General features: G+C 68.1%; 16 protein-coding genes. 9 read left to right on the top strand and 7 right to left on the bottom strand.

The features are described 5' to 3' along the window. Positions 1 to 53 precede the first annotated feature (53 nt). The 6 genes from pstB to ACFWMR_RS30285 form a co-directional block, all read right to left on the bottom strand. Complete coding sequence (gene pstB / locus ACFWMR_RS30310; protein ID WP_005152681.1) at positions 54 to 830, bottom strand: phosphate ABC transporter ATP-binding protein PstB; 777 nt, start codon at positions 828 to 830, stop codon at positions 54 to 56. A 10-nt stretch (positions 831 to 840) separates the two neighbouring features. Further along, the gene (gene pstA / locus ACFWMR_RS30305) at positions 841 to 1,758 is read right to left on the bottom strand and encodes a phosphate ABC transporter permease PstA (protein ID WP_378380842.1); all 918 of its coding nucleotides are present in this window, start codon (positions 1,756 to 1,758) and stop codon (positions 841 to 843) included. 2 nt (positions 1,759 to 1,760) lie between these two features. After that, complete coding sequence (gene pstC / locus ACFWMR_RS30300) at positions 1,761 to 2,678, bottom strand: phosphate ABC transporter permease subunit PstC (RefSeq protein WP_378380843.1); 918 nt, start codon at positions 2,676 to 2,678, stop codon at positions 1,761 to 1,763. A gap of 209 nt (positions 2,679 to 2,887) precedes the next feature. Continuing rightward, positions 2,888 to 4,015, bottom strand: a complete 1,128-nt coding sequence (pstS, locus tag ACFWMR_RS30295; RefSeq protein ID WP_093939127.1) for a phosphate ABC transporter substrate-binding protein PstS — start codon at positions 4,013 to 4,015, stop codon at positions 2,888 to 2,890. Positions 4,016 to 4,244: 229 nt separating this feature from the next. Then, on the bottom strand, positions 4,245 to 5,120 hold the full coding sequence (gene mshD / locus ACFWMR_RS30290; RefSeq protein WP_378380841.1) for a mycothiol synthase: 876 nt from the start codon (positions 5,118 to 5,120) through the stop codon (positions 4,245 to 4,247). 67 nt (positions 5,121 to 5,187) lie between these two features. Next, positions 5,188 to 5,940 carry a winged helix-turn-helix transcriptional regulator gene (locus tag ACFWMR_RS30285; RefSeq protein ID WP_093939125.1) on the bottom strand — a complete coding sequence of 251 codons (753 nt, stop codon included), beginning with the start codon at positions 5,938 to 5,940 and terminating at the stop codon, positions 5,188 to 5,190. A gap of 143 nt (positions 5,941 to 6,083) precedes the next feature. On the opposite strand from ACFWMR_RS30285, the gene ACFWMR_RS30280 reads away from it, so the two are divergent. The 9 genes from ACFWMR_RS30280 (at position 6,084) to ACFWMR_RS30240 (ending at position 11,987) form a co-directional block, all read left to right on the top strand. Beyond that, positions 6,084 to 6,980, top strand: a complete 897-nt coding sequence (locus ACFWMR_RS30280; RefSeq protein WP_093939124.1) for an LmeA family phospholipid-binding protein — start codon at positions 6,084 to 6,086, stop codon at positions 6,978 to 6,980. A gap of 7 nt (positions 6,981 to 6,987) precedes the next feature. Further along, on the top strand, positions 6,988 to 7,407 hold the full coding sequence (locus ACFWMR_RS30275; protein ID WP_378380840.1) for a TlpA family protein disulfide reductase: 420 nt from the start codon (positions 6,988 to 6,990) through the stop codon (positions 7,405 to 7,407). A gap of 235 nt (positions 7,408 to 7,642) precedes the next feature. After that, the gene (locus tag ACFWMR_RS30270) at positions 7,643 to 8,077 is read left to right on the top strand and encodes a DUF4395 domain-containing protein (RefSeq protein WP_378380839.1); all 435 of its coding nucleotides are present in this window, start codon (positions 7,643 to 7,645) and stop codon (positions 8,075 to 8,077) included. Positions 8,078 to 8,098: 21 nt separating this feature from the next. Then, positions 8,099 to 8,935, top strand: coding sequence for a sulfurtransferase (locus ACFWMR_RS30265; RefSeq protein WP_378380838.1), 837 nt, complete (start codon positions 8,099 to 8,101; stop codon positions 8,933 to 8,935). Continuing rightward, on the top strand, positions 8,935 to 9,243 hold the full coding sequence (locus ACFWMR_RS30260) for a DUF1416 domain-containing protein (RefSeq protein ID WP_167406447.1): 309 nt from the start codon (positions 8,935 to 8,937) through the stop codon (positions 9,241 to 9,243). Before ACFWMR_RS30265 ends, ACFWMR_RS30260 begins: the two co-directional genes overlap by 1 nt. A gap of 229 nt (positions 9,244 to 9,472) precedes the next feature. Beyond that, positions 9,473 to 10,096, top strand: a complete 624-nt coding sequence (locus ACFWMR_RS30255) for an FABP family protein (RefSeq protein WP_093939120.1) — start codon at positions 9,473 to 9,475, stop codon at positions 10,094 to 10,096. Between the two features lie 9 nt (positions 10,097 to 10,105). Beyond that, positions 10,106 to 10,717 (top strand): 5-oxoprolinase subunit PxpB, encoded by a 612-nt coding sequence (pxpB, locus tag ACFWMR_RS30250; RefSeq protein ID WP_378380837.1) that lies wholly within the window; start codon positions 10,106 to 10,108, stop codon positions 10,715 to 10,717. Then, the gene (locus ACFWMR_RS30245) at positions 10,714 to 11,586 is read left to right on the top strand and encodes a 5-oxoprolinase subunit C family protein (RefSeq protein ID WP_378380836.1); all 873 of its coding nucleotides are present in this window, start codon (positions 10,714 to 10,716) and stop codon (positions 11,584 to 11,586) included. Before pxpB ends, ACFWMR_RS30245 begins: the two co-directional genes overlap by 4 nt. Next, a complete protein-coding gene (locus tag ACFWMR_RS30240) occupies positions 11,574 to 11,987 on the top strand; it encodes a hypothetical protein (RefSeq protein WP_093939117.1) in 414 nt (137 codons plus the stop codon). Before ACFWMR_RS30245 ends, ACFWMR_RS30240 begins: the two co-directional genes overlap by 13 nt. Here the strand turns inward: ACFWMR_RS30240 and ACFWMR_RS30235 are convergent. Then, positions 11,980 to 12,834, bottom strand: a complete 855-nt coding sequence (locus tag ACFWMR_RS30235; RefSeq protein ID WP_378380835.1) for an aminodeoxychorismate lyase — start codon at positions 12,832 to 12,834, stop codon at positions 11,980 to 11,982. The two genes, ACFWMR_RS30240 and ACFWMR_RS30235, sit on opposite strands and share 8 nt — an antisense overlap. Positions 12,835 to 12,845: the final 11 nt, after the last annotated feature.

Raw genomic sequence — 12,845 nt, 5'->3', positions numbered from 1 at the left:
CCCCTTCCTTGCGCCAGGCGCAAGGAAGGGGGCCTTCATGTACTTGCCGAGACTCAGCCGAACCGGCCCGAGATGTAGTCCTCGGTCGCCTTCTCGTCCGGGTTCGAGAAGATCTTCTCGGTGTCGTTCAGCTCCACCAGGCGACCCGGCTGGCCGACGCCCGCCAGGTTGAAGAACGCGGTCTGGTCCGAGACGCGCGCCGCCTGCTGCATGTTGTGCGTCACGATGACGATCGTGTACTCCTTCTTGAGCTCACCGATCAGGTCCTCGATGGCCAGCGTCGAGATCGGGTCGAGCGCGGAGCACGGTTCGTCCATCAGCAGCACGTCCGGCCGCACGGCGATCGCCCGCGCGATGCAGAGCCGCTGCTGCTGACCACCGGAGAGGCCGCCGCCGGGCTTGTTCAGCCGGTCCTTGACCTCGTTCCACAGGTTCGCGCCGCGAAGGGCGCGCTCGGCGACCTCGTCGAGCTCCTTCTTGCCCTTGGTGCCGCCGAGGCGCAGGCCTGCCACGACGTTGTCGCGGATCGACATCGTCGGGAACGGGTTGGGCCGCTGGAACACCATGCCGATCGTGCGGCGGACCTGCACCGGGTCGACCCCGGCGCCGTAGATGTCTTCGCCGTCGAGCAGCACCTCACCCTCGACGCGGGCGCCGGGGATGACCTCGTGCATGCGGTTCAGCGTGCGCAGCACCGTCGACTTGCCGCAGCCCGACGGGCCGATGAACGCGGTGACGTTCCGCGGCGGCACCGAGAGGGTGACGCCGTCCACGGCGTGGAATTTGCCGTAGTAGATGTCCACGTCTTTGACGTCGATTCGTTTGGCCATCTCAAACAGCTCACTTCTTCTTCGGGGCGACAAGACGGGCAAAGAGCATGGCGAGAAGGTTCACGATCGCGATGATCAGCACCAGGGTGAGCGCGGCACCCCAGATCCGGTCGAACGCGACGGTACCTTCGTCGAACGGGTTGCTGACCCGTTCGTTGTTCATCAGAAGCGGCAAAGCGGCCTGTTCGCCACCGAAGATGTCCCAGTTCACGTAGGCGGAGTACCCCACGAGGACCAGCAGCGGCGCGGTCTCGCCCATGACCCGGGCGAGCGCCATCATGATGCCGCCGATGATGCCGGACAGCGCCGTCGGCAGGACGATCTTCATGATCGTCTTCCACTTGGGCACGCCGAGCGCGTAGGAGGCTTCGCGCAGGTCGTCCGGGACGATCCGCAGCATCTCCTCCGACGAGCGCACGACCACCGGGATCATCAGCAGCACCAGGGCGAGCGACACGGCGAAACCGCTGCGCGGGAGGCCGAACGTCGTGATCCACAGCGCGTAGATGAACAGCGCCGCGACGATCGAGGGGACACCGGAGAGGATGTCCACCATGAACGTCGTGACCTTCGCGAGCTTCCCGCGGCCGTATTCGACCAGGTAGATCGCGACCAGCATGCCGATCGGGACCGCGATGATCGCGCAGACCAGGCCCTGCAGCACCGAGCCGATGACGGCGTGCGCCACGCCACCGCCGACCTCGTCCGACAGCACCGAGCCGAAGTCCTCGGTCCACCAGTTGCTGTAGGGGATCCGCTTGACGCCGTTGATGACCACCGTGGCGAGCAGCCAGACCAGCGGCACGACGGCGATCAGGAACGACAGCCAGATCAGAACGGTCGCGATGCCGTTCTTGGTCTTCCTCGCCAAGCTGACCTGTTGGAAGGCGGGGGTGGTGGCGGGGGTCTTCTCGAGCGTGGTGGACATGCTCAGTCCCCCTTCTTGGCGATGATGGATCGCGCGGCGAAGTTGACGATGAACGTCAGCAGGAACAGCACGAGGCCGGCCGCGATGTACGCGCCCGCCGAGATCTCGTTGTTGAGTTCCGCGTAGTCCGCCGCGATCTTCGAAGCGAAGGTGGCGCCGCCGTCGAAGAGGCTCCAGGTGAACTCGCGGCCCACCGCGCCGGTCAGGATGATCGCGAGCGCGATCGTCTCGCCGAGCGCGCGGCCGAGGCCCAGCATCGAGGCGCCGATGTAGCCTGCCTTGCCGAACGGCAGCACCGTGGTGCGGATGACCTCCCAGCGGGTGGCGCCCAGCGCCAGCGCGCCTTCGATGTGCGGGGTCGGGGTCCGCTCGAACACCTCACGCGACAGCGAGGTGATGATCGGCAGGATCATCACGGCGAGCACGATGCCCGCGGTGAAGATCGTGCCGCGCAGGTCCGGCGAGACGTTGCCCGCCGCGAAGAGCGGGATCCACGAGAAGGTGTCGTTGACCCACTGGGAGAAGGGCTCGATCGTCGGCGCGAAGACCATCAGGCCCCAAAGGCCGTAGATGATCGACGGGACCGCGGCGAGCAGGTCGATCACGTAGGCGAAGGGCTTCGCCAGCCGCTTCGGCGCGTACTGGGTGAGGAACAGGGCGATGCCGAGCGAGATCGGCATCGCGATGATCAGGGCCAGCAGCGCCGAGTAGACCGTGACCAGCAGCAGGCCCATGATGCCGAACTTCATGTCGTTCGGATCGGTCTGCCAGACCTGGCTGGTCAGGAAGTTCACGTTGTCGGCCTGGAGCGCCGGAATGGCCTGCACCAGCAGGAACAGTCCGATCAGGCCGATCAGCGAGACGACGAAGACGCCGGCTCCGGTGGTCAGGAACTGGAAGATGCGGTCACCGGGCCGCACCGTCCTGGAATTGGGGCTCGCGAGTGGCACCGAGGACTTCTCGGGCGGTGACGCGGCAGGTTGCTCCGAAATCGGGTCCTCCGTGAAGGTCTCGCGGACGCCAGAACGCCCACCGGGGTCGCCGGTGGGCGTTCTGGGCGAAGACGAATCGCTCATCGACTACTTCTGTCCAGCCTGTTTACTGATCGGCCTGAAGATCGGCAACAGGGTCAGGCGATGGCCTTGACGGCGGTCAGGACCTTGTCCTGCAGGCTCTGCGGAATCGGCACGTAGCCCTTGTCCGAGAGCGGCTTCTGACCGTCGGTGGCGGCGACGTTCAGGAACGCCTTGACGGCCTTGGCGACCTCGGCGTCGGCGTACTTGGAGCAGACGATCTCGTAGGTGGCGAGGATGATCGGGTAGGTGCCGGCGACGTTGCTGGAGTAGATCGCGTTCAGGTCCAGCGCGAGGTCGTTGGTGCCTTCCTTCTTGAACTTCGCCGCGTCGAGGGCCTTGGCGACGTTCGCCGCGGTGAGCTCGACACCGCCGGAGCCGCTGTCGATCAGGGCGGCGTTGATGCCGTCCTTCGCGAACGCGGACTCGACGTAGGTGATCGCGCCGTCGGTGGCCTTGACCGCGCTGGCCACACCGTTGGACTTCTCGGCACCGTTACCGACGCCACCGGCGAACTTCTTGCCGTCGCCCTGGGTCCAGGCGCCCTTCGAGGCGGCCTTCAGGTACTTCTGGAAGTTGTCGGTGGTGCCCGACTCGTCGGAGCGCGAGATGACCTGGATGGCCTTGTCCGGCAGGTTGACGCTCTCGTTGCCCTTGACCGCCTTGATGGCCGGGTCGTTCCACTTGGTGATGCCGCCGTTGAAGATCTTGGCGGTGACCTCGGGGGTCAGGGTCAGCTTGTCGACACCGGAGACCTTGTACGCCACGGCGACCGGGCCGATGACGAGCGGCAGGTTCCACGCGTCGGAGGCGCAGCGGGCCTTGGCCTTGTCGGCCTCCTCGCCGTCCTTGAGAGGCGAGTCCGAACCAGCGAAGTCGACCTGGTTCGCGTTGAACTGCTTGATGCCGGCGCCGGAACCGCTGGGGTTGTAGTTCACCTTCTGCCCGGAGCACTTGGCGGCGTACTGCTGCACGAAGATGTCGACCGCGGTCTTCTGCGCGGACGAGCCCTCGGCCGAAAGCGGGTTCTTGCCGCCGCATTCGACGTTGGCCGCGCCACTGGGCGCGGACGCGGCGCCCGAGCTCTGGGGCTTGGTCGCCGCCGGGTCGGATCCACAGGCGCCGAGCACGAGGGCGGCGGTGGCCACGATGCCGATCGCGCCCGCGGGCCGCATGATCTTCACTGCATTTCCTCCACTGGGAGACTTTCGCCGGATCGGTGGAACGGGAGCGTTCCTTCCGGACCCGGACATTAAGCACCGACAGTGGACAGGCGACCGTCTAAGGGTGAACGGCAAGTGAACAAGGCGGCCGATGTGAGCAGCGCGACTACTCCGAAAGTGGTCTGTGTCCCGGCCGTGACCTGCGCGTCTGCTCTCCGTGACCGGTCAAGTGCCGCACGTGTGAACGCGGTTACCGAGCGTATTGGACGTCGACCTCGTATCGGGTGAAGCCGAGCTTCGAATAGACCGCGAGCGCGGGAGCGTTGTCGCCCTCCACGTACAAGATCACCTGTCCCAGCCCGCGATCGCGGAGATACCGCAGGCCGGCGAGGGTGAGCGCCTTCCCGAGACCACCGCCCTGCGCGTCCGGATCGATGCCGACGACGTAGACCTCGCCCGCGGGCTCGCCGCCGAACCGGCCGGGGACCGCCTCGTGGACCTTCGTCCAGTGGAAGCCGATGACCTTCCCGTCCTCTTCCGCGAGGAAGAAGCCCTCGGGGTCGAACCAGGCTTCCTTCTCGGTCGCGCGGACCTCGTCGGCGGTCAGGGCGCCCTGTTCGGGGTGCCAGTCGAAGGCGCGCGCGTTGACGCGGACCATCGCTTCCTCGTCCTGGCCGGGAACGAACGTGCGCAGTGTGACGCCCTCGCGCGTCACGGGTTCCGGCCAGTCCGCCGCTTCGGCGTCGGCGTGCAGGATCAGCAGCTCACGGGCGCGCTCGAAGCCTTCGGTCCCGGCGATGTGGACGGCGGCGGGGTGGTCGCCGTGCGCCCAGACGCGCAACGGCTTCCCGGCGACGTGCTCGGCCAGGGCCTTGGTGAGCGCTCTGCCGTGACCCGAGCGGCGGTGCGCGGGGTGGACGAACAGTTCGGCGACCTGGTTGCCGTGTGAGTCGCCTTCGGTGTCGAGGTGCGCGTACGCGACCAGCTCGCCGTCGACGTGCCCCAGGAGGTGCTCTCCACCGTCGAAACCGGTGTCCTCCGGGCGCCCGTCGGCCTCGCGCACGGCGAGGAGGAAGTCGTGGATCTCTTCCGTTTCCGGTTCACCGGTCCAAGCCAGATCAAGCATGAAACCGACCCTACCGGGGAACCAGTAAGACGCCCGGACGTCTTGTCAGGCAGGAGAGGAAGGGACCTCAGTGCGCGGAAAGCTCGTTCGGCTCGTAGACGCTCGCGTCCGGGGCGATGGCCTGCTGCTTGGCCGCGGCCCCCTTGGACGGCCGCTCGAACTTGTAGCCGACGTTGCGCACGGTCCCGATCATCTGCTCGTGCTCCGGCCCCAGCTTCGCGCGCAGGCGCCGGACGTGGACGTCGACAGTGCGCGTGCCGCCGAAGAAGTCGTAGCCCCAGACCTCCTGCAGCAGCTGCGCGCGGGTGAACACCCGGCCGGCGTGCTGCGCGAGGTACTTGAGGAGTTCGAACTCCTTGTAGGTGAGTTCGAGGGTGCGCTTGCGGAGCTTCGCGGTGTAGGTCGCCTCGTCGATGACCAGCTCGCCGACGCGGAGTTCGGCGTCGACCTGCGCGGCGGCGCCGTCGCGGGTGGTGACCAGCCGCAGCCGGGCGTCGACCTCGGCGGGACCGGCCGTCGGGAGCATGATGTCGTCGGTGCGCCATTCCGCGCTGACCGCGACCAGCCCGCCTTCGCCGACCACGGCGATGACCGGTGTGGAGGCCTCGTCCTCACCGGCGCCCTTGAGCAGGCGGCAGAGGCTCTTCGCGGAGGCGAGATCGGTGCGGGCGTCGAGGACGATGACGTCGCGGTGGCCGGCGTCGAGGAGTGCGGTCACCTCGGGAGCACGTACGCGTACGGTGTGGGGCAGCAGATCGAGAGCGGGCAGCACCGCGGTCGCGTCGGGTTCCGCAGTCAACACCAGAAGGTCCAGGCTCATCGCCGCACCGCCCTAACTCGTAGTCGCCTCGTACGTGGCTACAGCCGGTGCTTAGTGAGAATAGCGGGTGAACGGCCGACGACCTATCCCGTGCTGGATCGATCACACCTGGCCAAAGAGGTTTACGAAGGAGATTCGAAGCGATGGTGAGCAGGCCCGTGGCGCGTGACGAACGGCCTTCCCCCGGCCGGTCCGCCAAGCGACCGAAGCGGCGTGGACGGGGCTGGCTCATCGCCCTCGCGGTGCTCTTGGTCCTGCTGGTCGGGGCCGATTTCGGGGCGGCCGCGTTCGCCGAGCACACGATCTCCCAGAAGACCCGCGAACAGCTGAAGCTGGCCAACGATCCGGCGGTCACGGTGCACGGTTTCCCGTTCCTGACCCAGGCCCTCTCCGGTGACTACAGTCACATCACCATCAACGCCCAGGGCGTCGCCGTCCCGCCGAAGCTGAACGATGTGGACTTCAACGCCGACATGAGCGACGTCACGGCGCCGCTCTCGGACCTGACGTCCGGCAACACCAAGGCGATCACCATCGGCACGCTCAAGGGCGAGGTGATCATCAAGGCCGCCGACATCGCGCGGCAGGCGCCGCTGAACAAGATCGAGAACCTGAAGATCGAGCCGGTCACCGAGGACTACGTCCGCAACGGCGACAGCGGGCAGGGCGAGACGAAGCCCACGACGACCACGAACGAGAACGGCGAGCCGGTGGACACCGCCAGCGCCGGGATCCGGGTTTCGGGCAACGTGCAGATCGCCGGGAACAACACGGAGATCTTCTGCTTCGCGATGATCGAACTGGACGGGCAGAAGATCCGTCTCGAGCCGAAGCGGCTCCAGTTCGGGAATGACAAGGAAACCACCGTCGTTCCCCAGGCTGTGCAGCAACTGCTGCTGCCGAACTTCAACGCGACCATCGACACCGGCGCGATGCCGTTCTCGGTGACCCCGACGTCGGTGCGCGTGAACAGCGGCTCGGTGACCATCAAGGGCGAAGGCAAGAACGTCGCCTTCAGCGGAGCGAAGCCTCAGGGGTGATTTGCGGATGACCGGAGTGTGGGTGCTGCTGGGCGTCCTGGTGCTCGGCGGGGTGGCGGGCGCGCTGATGCAGGCGCGCAACGGCCGCATCCGCGCGGCGAAGTCCGGCGCTCCCGCACTGCCCGGTCGCGTTTCCGGCGCCCTCGCTCCCGAGGGCGTCACCCTGGTTCAAATCTCCACCACGTTCTGCGCGCCGTGCCGCCACACCCGCGTGATCCTGTCGTCGCTCGCGGAGAAGACCGACGGCCTCACGCACGTCGATCTGGACGTCACCGAGACCCCCGAAGTCGCCCAGGCACTTTCGGTATTGCGGACTCCGACGACGCTTGCCTTGACGCCGGACGGCAGGGAGGTCTTCCGCGTCGGCGGCGTTCCCCGAGGTCAGGAGCTTCTCGAAGCCCTGAAACCCCATCTGGCGAACGCCTGATCCCGAATTTTGGGAAGCGTCCCAAGGTGTGAACACGGTTCCCAACCTGAGGGAGCTCTGCGTACCCTCGTGCCCGTGAACAGGCTGCCCCGAACCTTGCTGACCCAGCGCCGCGCAGTGGATCTGTGCCGCGTTCGCAGCAGCCTGTGTCCGGCCTGCTGATCGCGCCTTCGAAGCCGCCGCGCGTGCCCTGTCCGGCACGCACCTCTTTTCCCTCTCGTTCGCAGGAGGATCCATGTCCGCAGGACCGGCCGTCGACCCCCGGGGTCCGCGTTTCGCCGCCATCCTGACGACGATCGTGCTCGCGATCGTGCTCATCACCCAGTGGTGGCCACTGCTCGCGGCGCAGGCGGTGGTGTTCGCGATCGGCGCCTTCGTCGGCCTGAAGCCGGCGCCGTACTCCCTCCTCTACCGCTACCTGGTGGCGCCGCGGCTGGGCCCGGCGACCGAACGCGAGGACGCGGCCCCGCTGCGTTTCGCGCAGGCCGTCGGCTTCGTGTTCGCCGTCATCGGCACCGTCGGCTTCGCCGCCGGCCTGACCGCGCTCGGCTTCGTCGCGACGGCGTTCGCGCTGTTCGCGGCCTTCCTCAACGCGGCGTTCAACTTCTGTCTCGGTTGCGAGATGTACCTGCTCATCAAGCGTTTCAGCCCCAGCCCTCGCGCGTCCTAACCCAGAAAGAGAGTCAGCTCCATGAGCCGTGAAGACGTCCTGGTCACCACCCAGTGGGCCGAGGAGAACCTGGACACCCCGGGTGTCGTGTTCATCGAGGTCGACGAGGACACGACCGCGTACGACAACGGACACATCCGCGGTGCGGTGAAGTTCGACTGGCGCAAGGACCTGCAGGACGGGGTCCGCCGCGACTTCGTCGACAAGGCGGGCTTCGAGAAGCTGCTCTCGGAGAAGGGCGTCTCGAACGACGACCGCGTCGTCCTCTACGGCGGCAACAACAACTGGTTCGCCGCGTACGCGTACTGGTACTTCAAGCTCTACGGCCACGAGAACGTGCAGCTGCTCGACGGCGGCCGCAAGAAGTGGGAACTCGACGGCCGCGAGCTGAACTCGGAAGAGGTCAAGCGCGAGGCCACCACCTACAAGGCCAAGGAGCAGGACCTCTCGATCCGCGCGTTCCGCGACGAGGTCGTCCAGGCCATCGGCGGCAGCAACTTCGTCGACGTGCGCTCGCCCGACGAGTTCTCCGGCAAGCTGCTCGCCCCGGCGCACCTGCCGCAGGAGCAGTCGCAGGTCCCGGGCCACATCCCGGGCGCGCTGAACGTCCCGTGGGCGAAGGTCGCCAACGAGGACGGCACCTTCAAGACCGAGGGCGAGATCAAGGAGCTGTACTCCGACGAGGGCCTCGACGAGTCGAAGTCCACGATCGCGTACTGCCGCATCGGCGAGCGTTCGTCCATCGCGTGGTTCGCGCTGCACGAGCTCCTCGGCTACGACCAGGTGAAGAACTACGACGGTTCATGGACGGAATACGGCTCGCTCGTCGGCGTGCCGGTCGAGTTGGGAGCTAAGTGATGGCTGACGACAGCTGCGGCGCACCGGTCCAGGAGGCCACGCCCGCCGACTACGACACCCGCGGCCAGGTCGTGCTGGCCGGCAAGGTGACCGGTGCGGAGGGGCCCGTCGGCGGCGCCTTCGTGCGGTTGCTGGACGGCGGCGGCGACTTCACCGGCGAGGTCGTCTCGTCGGCGGACGGCGACTTCCGTTTCTACGCGGCCCCCGGCGACTGGACGGTGCGCGCGCTGCACCGCTCCGGCAACGGCGAAGCGTCCGTGACCGCCCAGGGCCCGGGCGTCCACCAGCTGGCCATTTCGGTCGCCTGACGATCTGAGTACATGAAGGCCCCCTTCATTGCGCCTAGCGCCGTGAAGGGGGCCTTCATGTACTTGTGGGCACTGCCACGGACCCTCAGCGGGCCTGTCCGGGCAGGTAGCGACTAAAGTGCGTGGCGTGGAGATCCTGTTTACGACCCTGCTGGTGCTCGCCGGCGTCGCGATCACCTGGTTCGCCGTGTACGTCGTCTACCGGCTTTACGCGGACCAGCGCTGACCCATGACGGCTAGTGGCGACGAGGCCATCCAGGCCGCGGAAAAGCGCGCGGAAAGCACGCGCGACCGGAACCTTCCCCAGTTCGACGACATGCCCGTCCCGGGCGACACGGCGAACCTGCGCGAAGGGCCGAACCTCAACGACGCCTGCCTGGCGCTGCTGCCGCTCGTCGGCGTGTGGCGCGGTGAAGGCGAGGTCGACTACCCGACCATCGACGGCCCGTACCGGTTCGGCATGCAGCTGACCATCGCGCACGACGGCCGCCCCTTCCTCACGCACGAGGCTCGCGCCTGGCTGCTCGACGAAGAGGGCAAGGTCATCCGGCCCGCCGCGCGGGAGTCCGGGTTCTGGCGTCCGCAGGCCGACGACACGATCGAGCTGCTGCTGACCCACAACACCGGCATCGTCGAGCTCTTCTACGGCAAGCCCCGTGGCAAGGCTTCGGTTCCGGCCTGGGAGCTGGGCACCGACGCCGTCGTCCGCACTTCGACGGCCAAGGACGTCACGGCCTCGCAGCGGCTCTACGGCATCGTCAACGGCGAACTCGGCTACGTCGAGGAGCGCGCCATGATGGGCCAGGAACTCCAGCCGCACACGTCGGCGCTGCTGCGTCGCGTGGTGGGCTGACCGTCTCCCGTGCGGTGGCGTGCCTACGGCGAGCACGCCGCCCTGCTCGACTGTGATTCCCTGACCCAGACGATCGCGGCGCACGCCACGGTCTCGTCGGCGCGCCCGGCCGGGATCGCCGAACTCGTCCCCGGCGCCCGCAGCCTGCTCTTGGTGGAAACCCCGGGCTCCGGCGCCCTCTCCGCCGTCCGCGAGCTTCTTTCCGGCGCCGATCTCGAACACCCGCCCGAAGGCGAATCCCGCGAGATCACCCTCGACGTCACGTATGACGGCGAAGACCTCGAACTGGTCGCGCAGGACGCCGGAGTGTCCATTGAGGACGTCGTCGGGTTGCACACCGGCGCCGTCTACACCGTGGCGTTCACCGGGTTCGCGCCCGGTTTCGGCTACCTGACAGGACTTCCCGAACCACTCCGGCAGCCGAGGCTGTCGTCTCCGCGCACTCGCGTGCCACCGGGTTCGGTCGGGATCGCGGGTGAGTTCACCGGCGTGTACCCGCGCGTCTCGCCCGGCGGCTGGCGGCTGATCGGCCACACCCGGACCGTCTTGTTCGATCCCCGCGCCGAGCGGCCCGCGCTGCTCGCACCCGGCGACCGGGTGCGGTTCCGGAGCGCCGGATGAGGGCGCTCGAAGTGGTCCGGCCGGGCCCGCTCGCGCTGGTCCAGGACCTCGGCAGGCCCGGCTACGCGCATCTCGGCGTCCCGCCGTCCGGCGCGCTGGACGTCCCGGCGCTGCGGCTGGCCAACCGGCTCGTCGGCAACGACGAGGACGCCGCGGGCGTCGAATGCCTGCTCGGCGGGCCGGCGCTGCGGGCGATCTCCTCTTGCACGATCGCGGTGACCGGTCCGGTCGTCGACGTCGCAATCGACGGGCGCCCGGTCGGCTCGCACGCGCCGGTGTGGCTGGCGGCGGGCCAAGTCGTCGAGATCGGCGCGCCCGCCACCGGTTTGCGCTGCTACCTGGCGGTTTCCGGTGGGATCGCGGTGGACGCGGAACTCGGCAGCCGGTCGCGGGACGTCCTTTCGGAGATCGGACCCGCTCCGCTGAAGGCAGGCGACGTCCTCCCGCTCGGCACACCGTCCTTGCCTGGCGGCGCCGATGTCGTGCTGCCCACGGTCGCTCCGGCGTCGTTGGTCGTCGAGGTGGAGCCGGGCCCGCGTGCGCACTGGTTCGAGAACCTCGCGGCCGGGCTCGCGAAGACCTGGACGGTGACGGCGGAATCGAACCGTGTCGGCCTCCGGCTCGACGGACCCGCGTTGACTCGCGAGGACGAATACGTCGAACAGGAGCTGCCCAGCGAGGGCCTGCTGACCGGCGCCGTCCAGGTGCCGCCGAACGGGCTGCCGGTCGTCTTCTTGGCGGATCATCCGACTACCGGTGGTTATCCGGTGGCCGCGGTGGTGAGACGGGCGTCACTCCCGGCACTCGCGCAGGCCCGTCCCGGAACCCTTCTCCGCTTTCACTCGTCCACGAGGGTGTGGAACAGGTAAAGGTCGACGGTGGCACGGGTGTCATCGACACGAATTCGGTCCCCTCGCAGCCCGAACTCCCGCAGTCGTTGCGGATAGCGCTGGCCACCGGCCAGATGCGGCGTCCGCTCGGCGACACGCTCCGCCCGCTTCTCGCCCTCTTCACCGACGGCGACTACCAGGTCACCGGCCCCGAACGGCTGGCCGAGGACCGCTACCTGACCCCGAGCGCCGATTGGCCGCCCGCCGACGTCTCGCGGGTCGGTTACTACCGGACTGCGATCAAGAGCGGGCACCGTCCGGTCGCGGTCGTGCTGGAAACCGCCGACGCGGCGGTGATCCTCGACGGGCACCACAAGATCGCGGCCTACCGCGAAGAAGCGATCCTTCCGCACCTGCTGATCATCAGCCCGCTCAGCTGATCGCGTACTCGCTCTCGTATGCGGCGGCCAGTTCGGCGTGGATCGCGCTGGAGTCGCCGAGCGTGACGCCGTCGAGCGTGTGCACCCTGGTCAGCTTGCGGACCGACGAGGCGAGGAACAGCCCTTCGCCTCCGGTGAGGTCCGAAACCTTGAGCGGTTCGACCTTGACCGACCAGCCCGCCCGCTCGGCACCACGGAACAGCGCGGCCTGCGTCGTCCCCGGCAGGATGCCGATGGTCGCGGGCGGCGTGTAAAGCGTCTTGTCCTTCGCGAGAACGACCGTCGAAGTCGGCCCTTCGAAGACCGAACCGTCGGCGGCGGTGAAAATCACATCGCTCGCGCCGCGGCGGCCCGCCTCCCGGAGCGCGGCCATGTTGACGCCGTACGAAATCGACTTCGCGCCTAGCAGCAGCCACGGGGCGCGCTCGGCGAGATCGGGCTCGATACCGCGTTCGAGGGTGATCGCCGCGACGCCTTCGACGCGGGCCCGCAGGACCTTCTCGTCGATCTCCACGCCGAGCGCGAACCCGAACGGCTTCGCTTCCGGGTCGCCGTCGATTCCCCTGGTGTACACCAGTTTCAGCGCGATTTCGGCGGTGCCGGACCAGTTGTCGACGACGACCTGCGCGGCGCGCTCCCAGTCGGCGAGGTCCGGCTCCGGCAGGTCGAGCATGGCCGCGGAACGGGCCAGCCGCTCGAGGTGCGGGCGGAGTTCACGGGGGCGTCCGTCGACGACGAGGATCGTCTCGAACACGCCGTCGCCGCGAAGCAATCCGAGGTCGTCCACCCGCAGGTGAGCGGCTTCGGGGTCGGCCAGGGTCCCGTCGAGGAAGGCAAGCACGCGCATGGGGACACGGT

The sequence above is a fragment of the Amycolatopsis thailandensis genome, assembly GCF_042723255.1.
In the GTDB taxonomy this organism is placed as follows: Bacteria; Actinomycetota; Actinomycetes; order Mycobacteriales; family Pseudonocardiaceae; genus Amycolatopsis; species Amycolatopsis thailandensis.
Note: the sequence above shows the minus strand (reverse complement) of the source record. Positions and strands in the feature narration are given on the sequence as shown.

Excerpts from the sequence above, each read along its gene's own strand:
- ACFWMR_RS30235 (WP_378380835.1), bottom strand. The coding sequence starts at position 12,834 with ATGCGCGTGCTTGCCTTCCTCGACGGGACCCTGGCCGACCCCGAAGCC.
- ACFWMR_RS30265 (WP_378380838.1), top strand. The coding sequence starts at position 8,099 with ATGAGCCGTGAAGACGTCCTGGTCACCACCCAGTGGGCCGAGGAGAAC.
- pstB (WP_005152681.1), bottom strand. The coding sequence starts at position 830 with ATGGCCAAACGAATCGACGTCAAAGACGTGGACATCTACTACGGCAAA.
- ACFWMR_RS30280 (WP_093939124.1), top strand. The coding sequence starts at position 6,084 with ATGGTGAGCAGGCCCGTGGCGCGTGACGAACGGCCTTCCCCCGGCCGG.
- ACFWMR_RS30260 (WP_167406447.1), top strand. The coding sequence starts at position 8,935 with ATGGCTGACGACAGCTGCGGCGCACCGGTCCAGGAGGCCACGCCCGCC.
- mshD (WP_378380841.1), bottom strand. The coding sequence starts at position 5,120 with ATGCTTGATCTGGCTTGGACCGGTGAACCGGAAACGGAAGAGATCCAC.
- ACFWMR_RS30255 (WP_093939120.1), top strand. The coding sequence starts at position 9,473 with ATGACGGCTAGTGGCGACGAGGCCATCCAGGCCGCGGAAAAGCGCGCG.
- pstA (WP_378380842.1), bottom strand. The coding sequence starts at position 1,758 with ATGTCCACCACGCTCGAGAAGACCCCCGCCACCACCCCCGCCTTCCAA.
- ACFWMR_RS30245 (WP_378380836.1), top strand. The coding sequence starts at position 10,714 with ATGAGGGCGCTCGAAGTGGTCCGGCCGGGCCCGCTCGCGCTGGTCCAG.
- ACFWMR_RS30285 (WP_093939125.1), bottom strand. The coding sequence starts at position 5,940 with ATGAGCCTGGACCTTCTGGTGTTGACTGCGGAACCCGACGCGACCGCG.
- ACFWMR_RS30270 (WP_378380839.1), top strand. The coding sequence starts at position 7,643 with ATGTCCGCAGGACCGGCCGTCGACCCCCGGGGTCCGCGTTTCGCCGCC.
- ACFWMR_RS30275 (WP_378380840.1), top strand. The coding sequence starts at position 6,988 with ATGACCGGAGTGTGGGTGCTGCTGGGCGTCCTGGTGCTCGGCGGGGTG.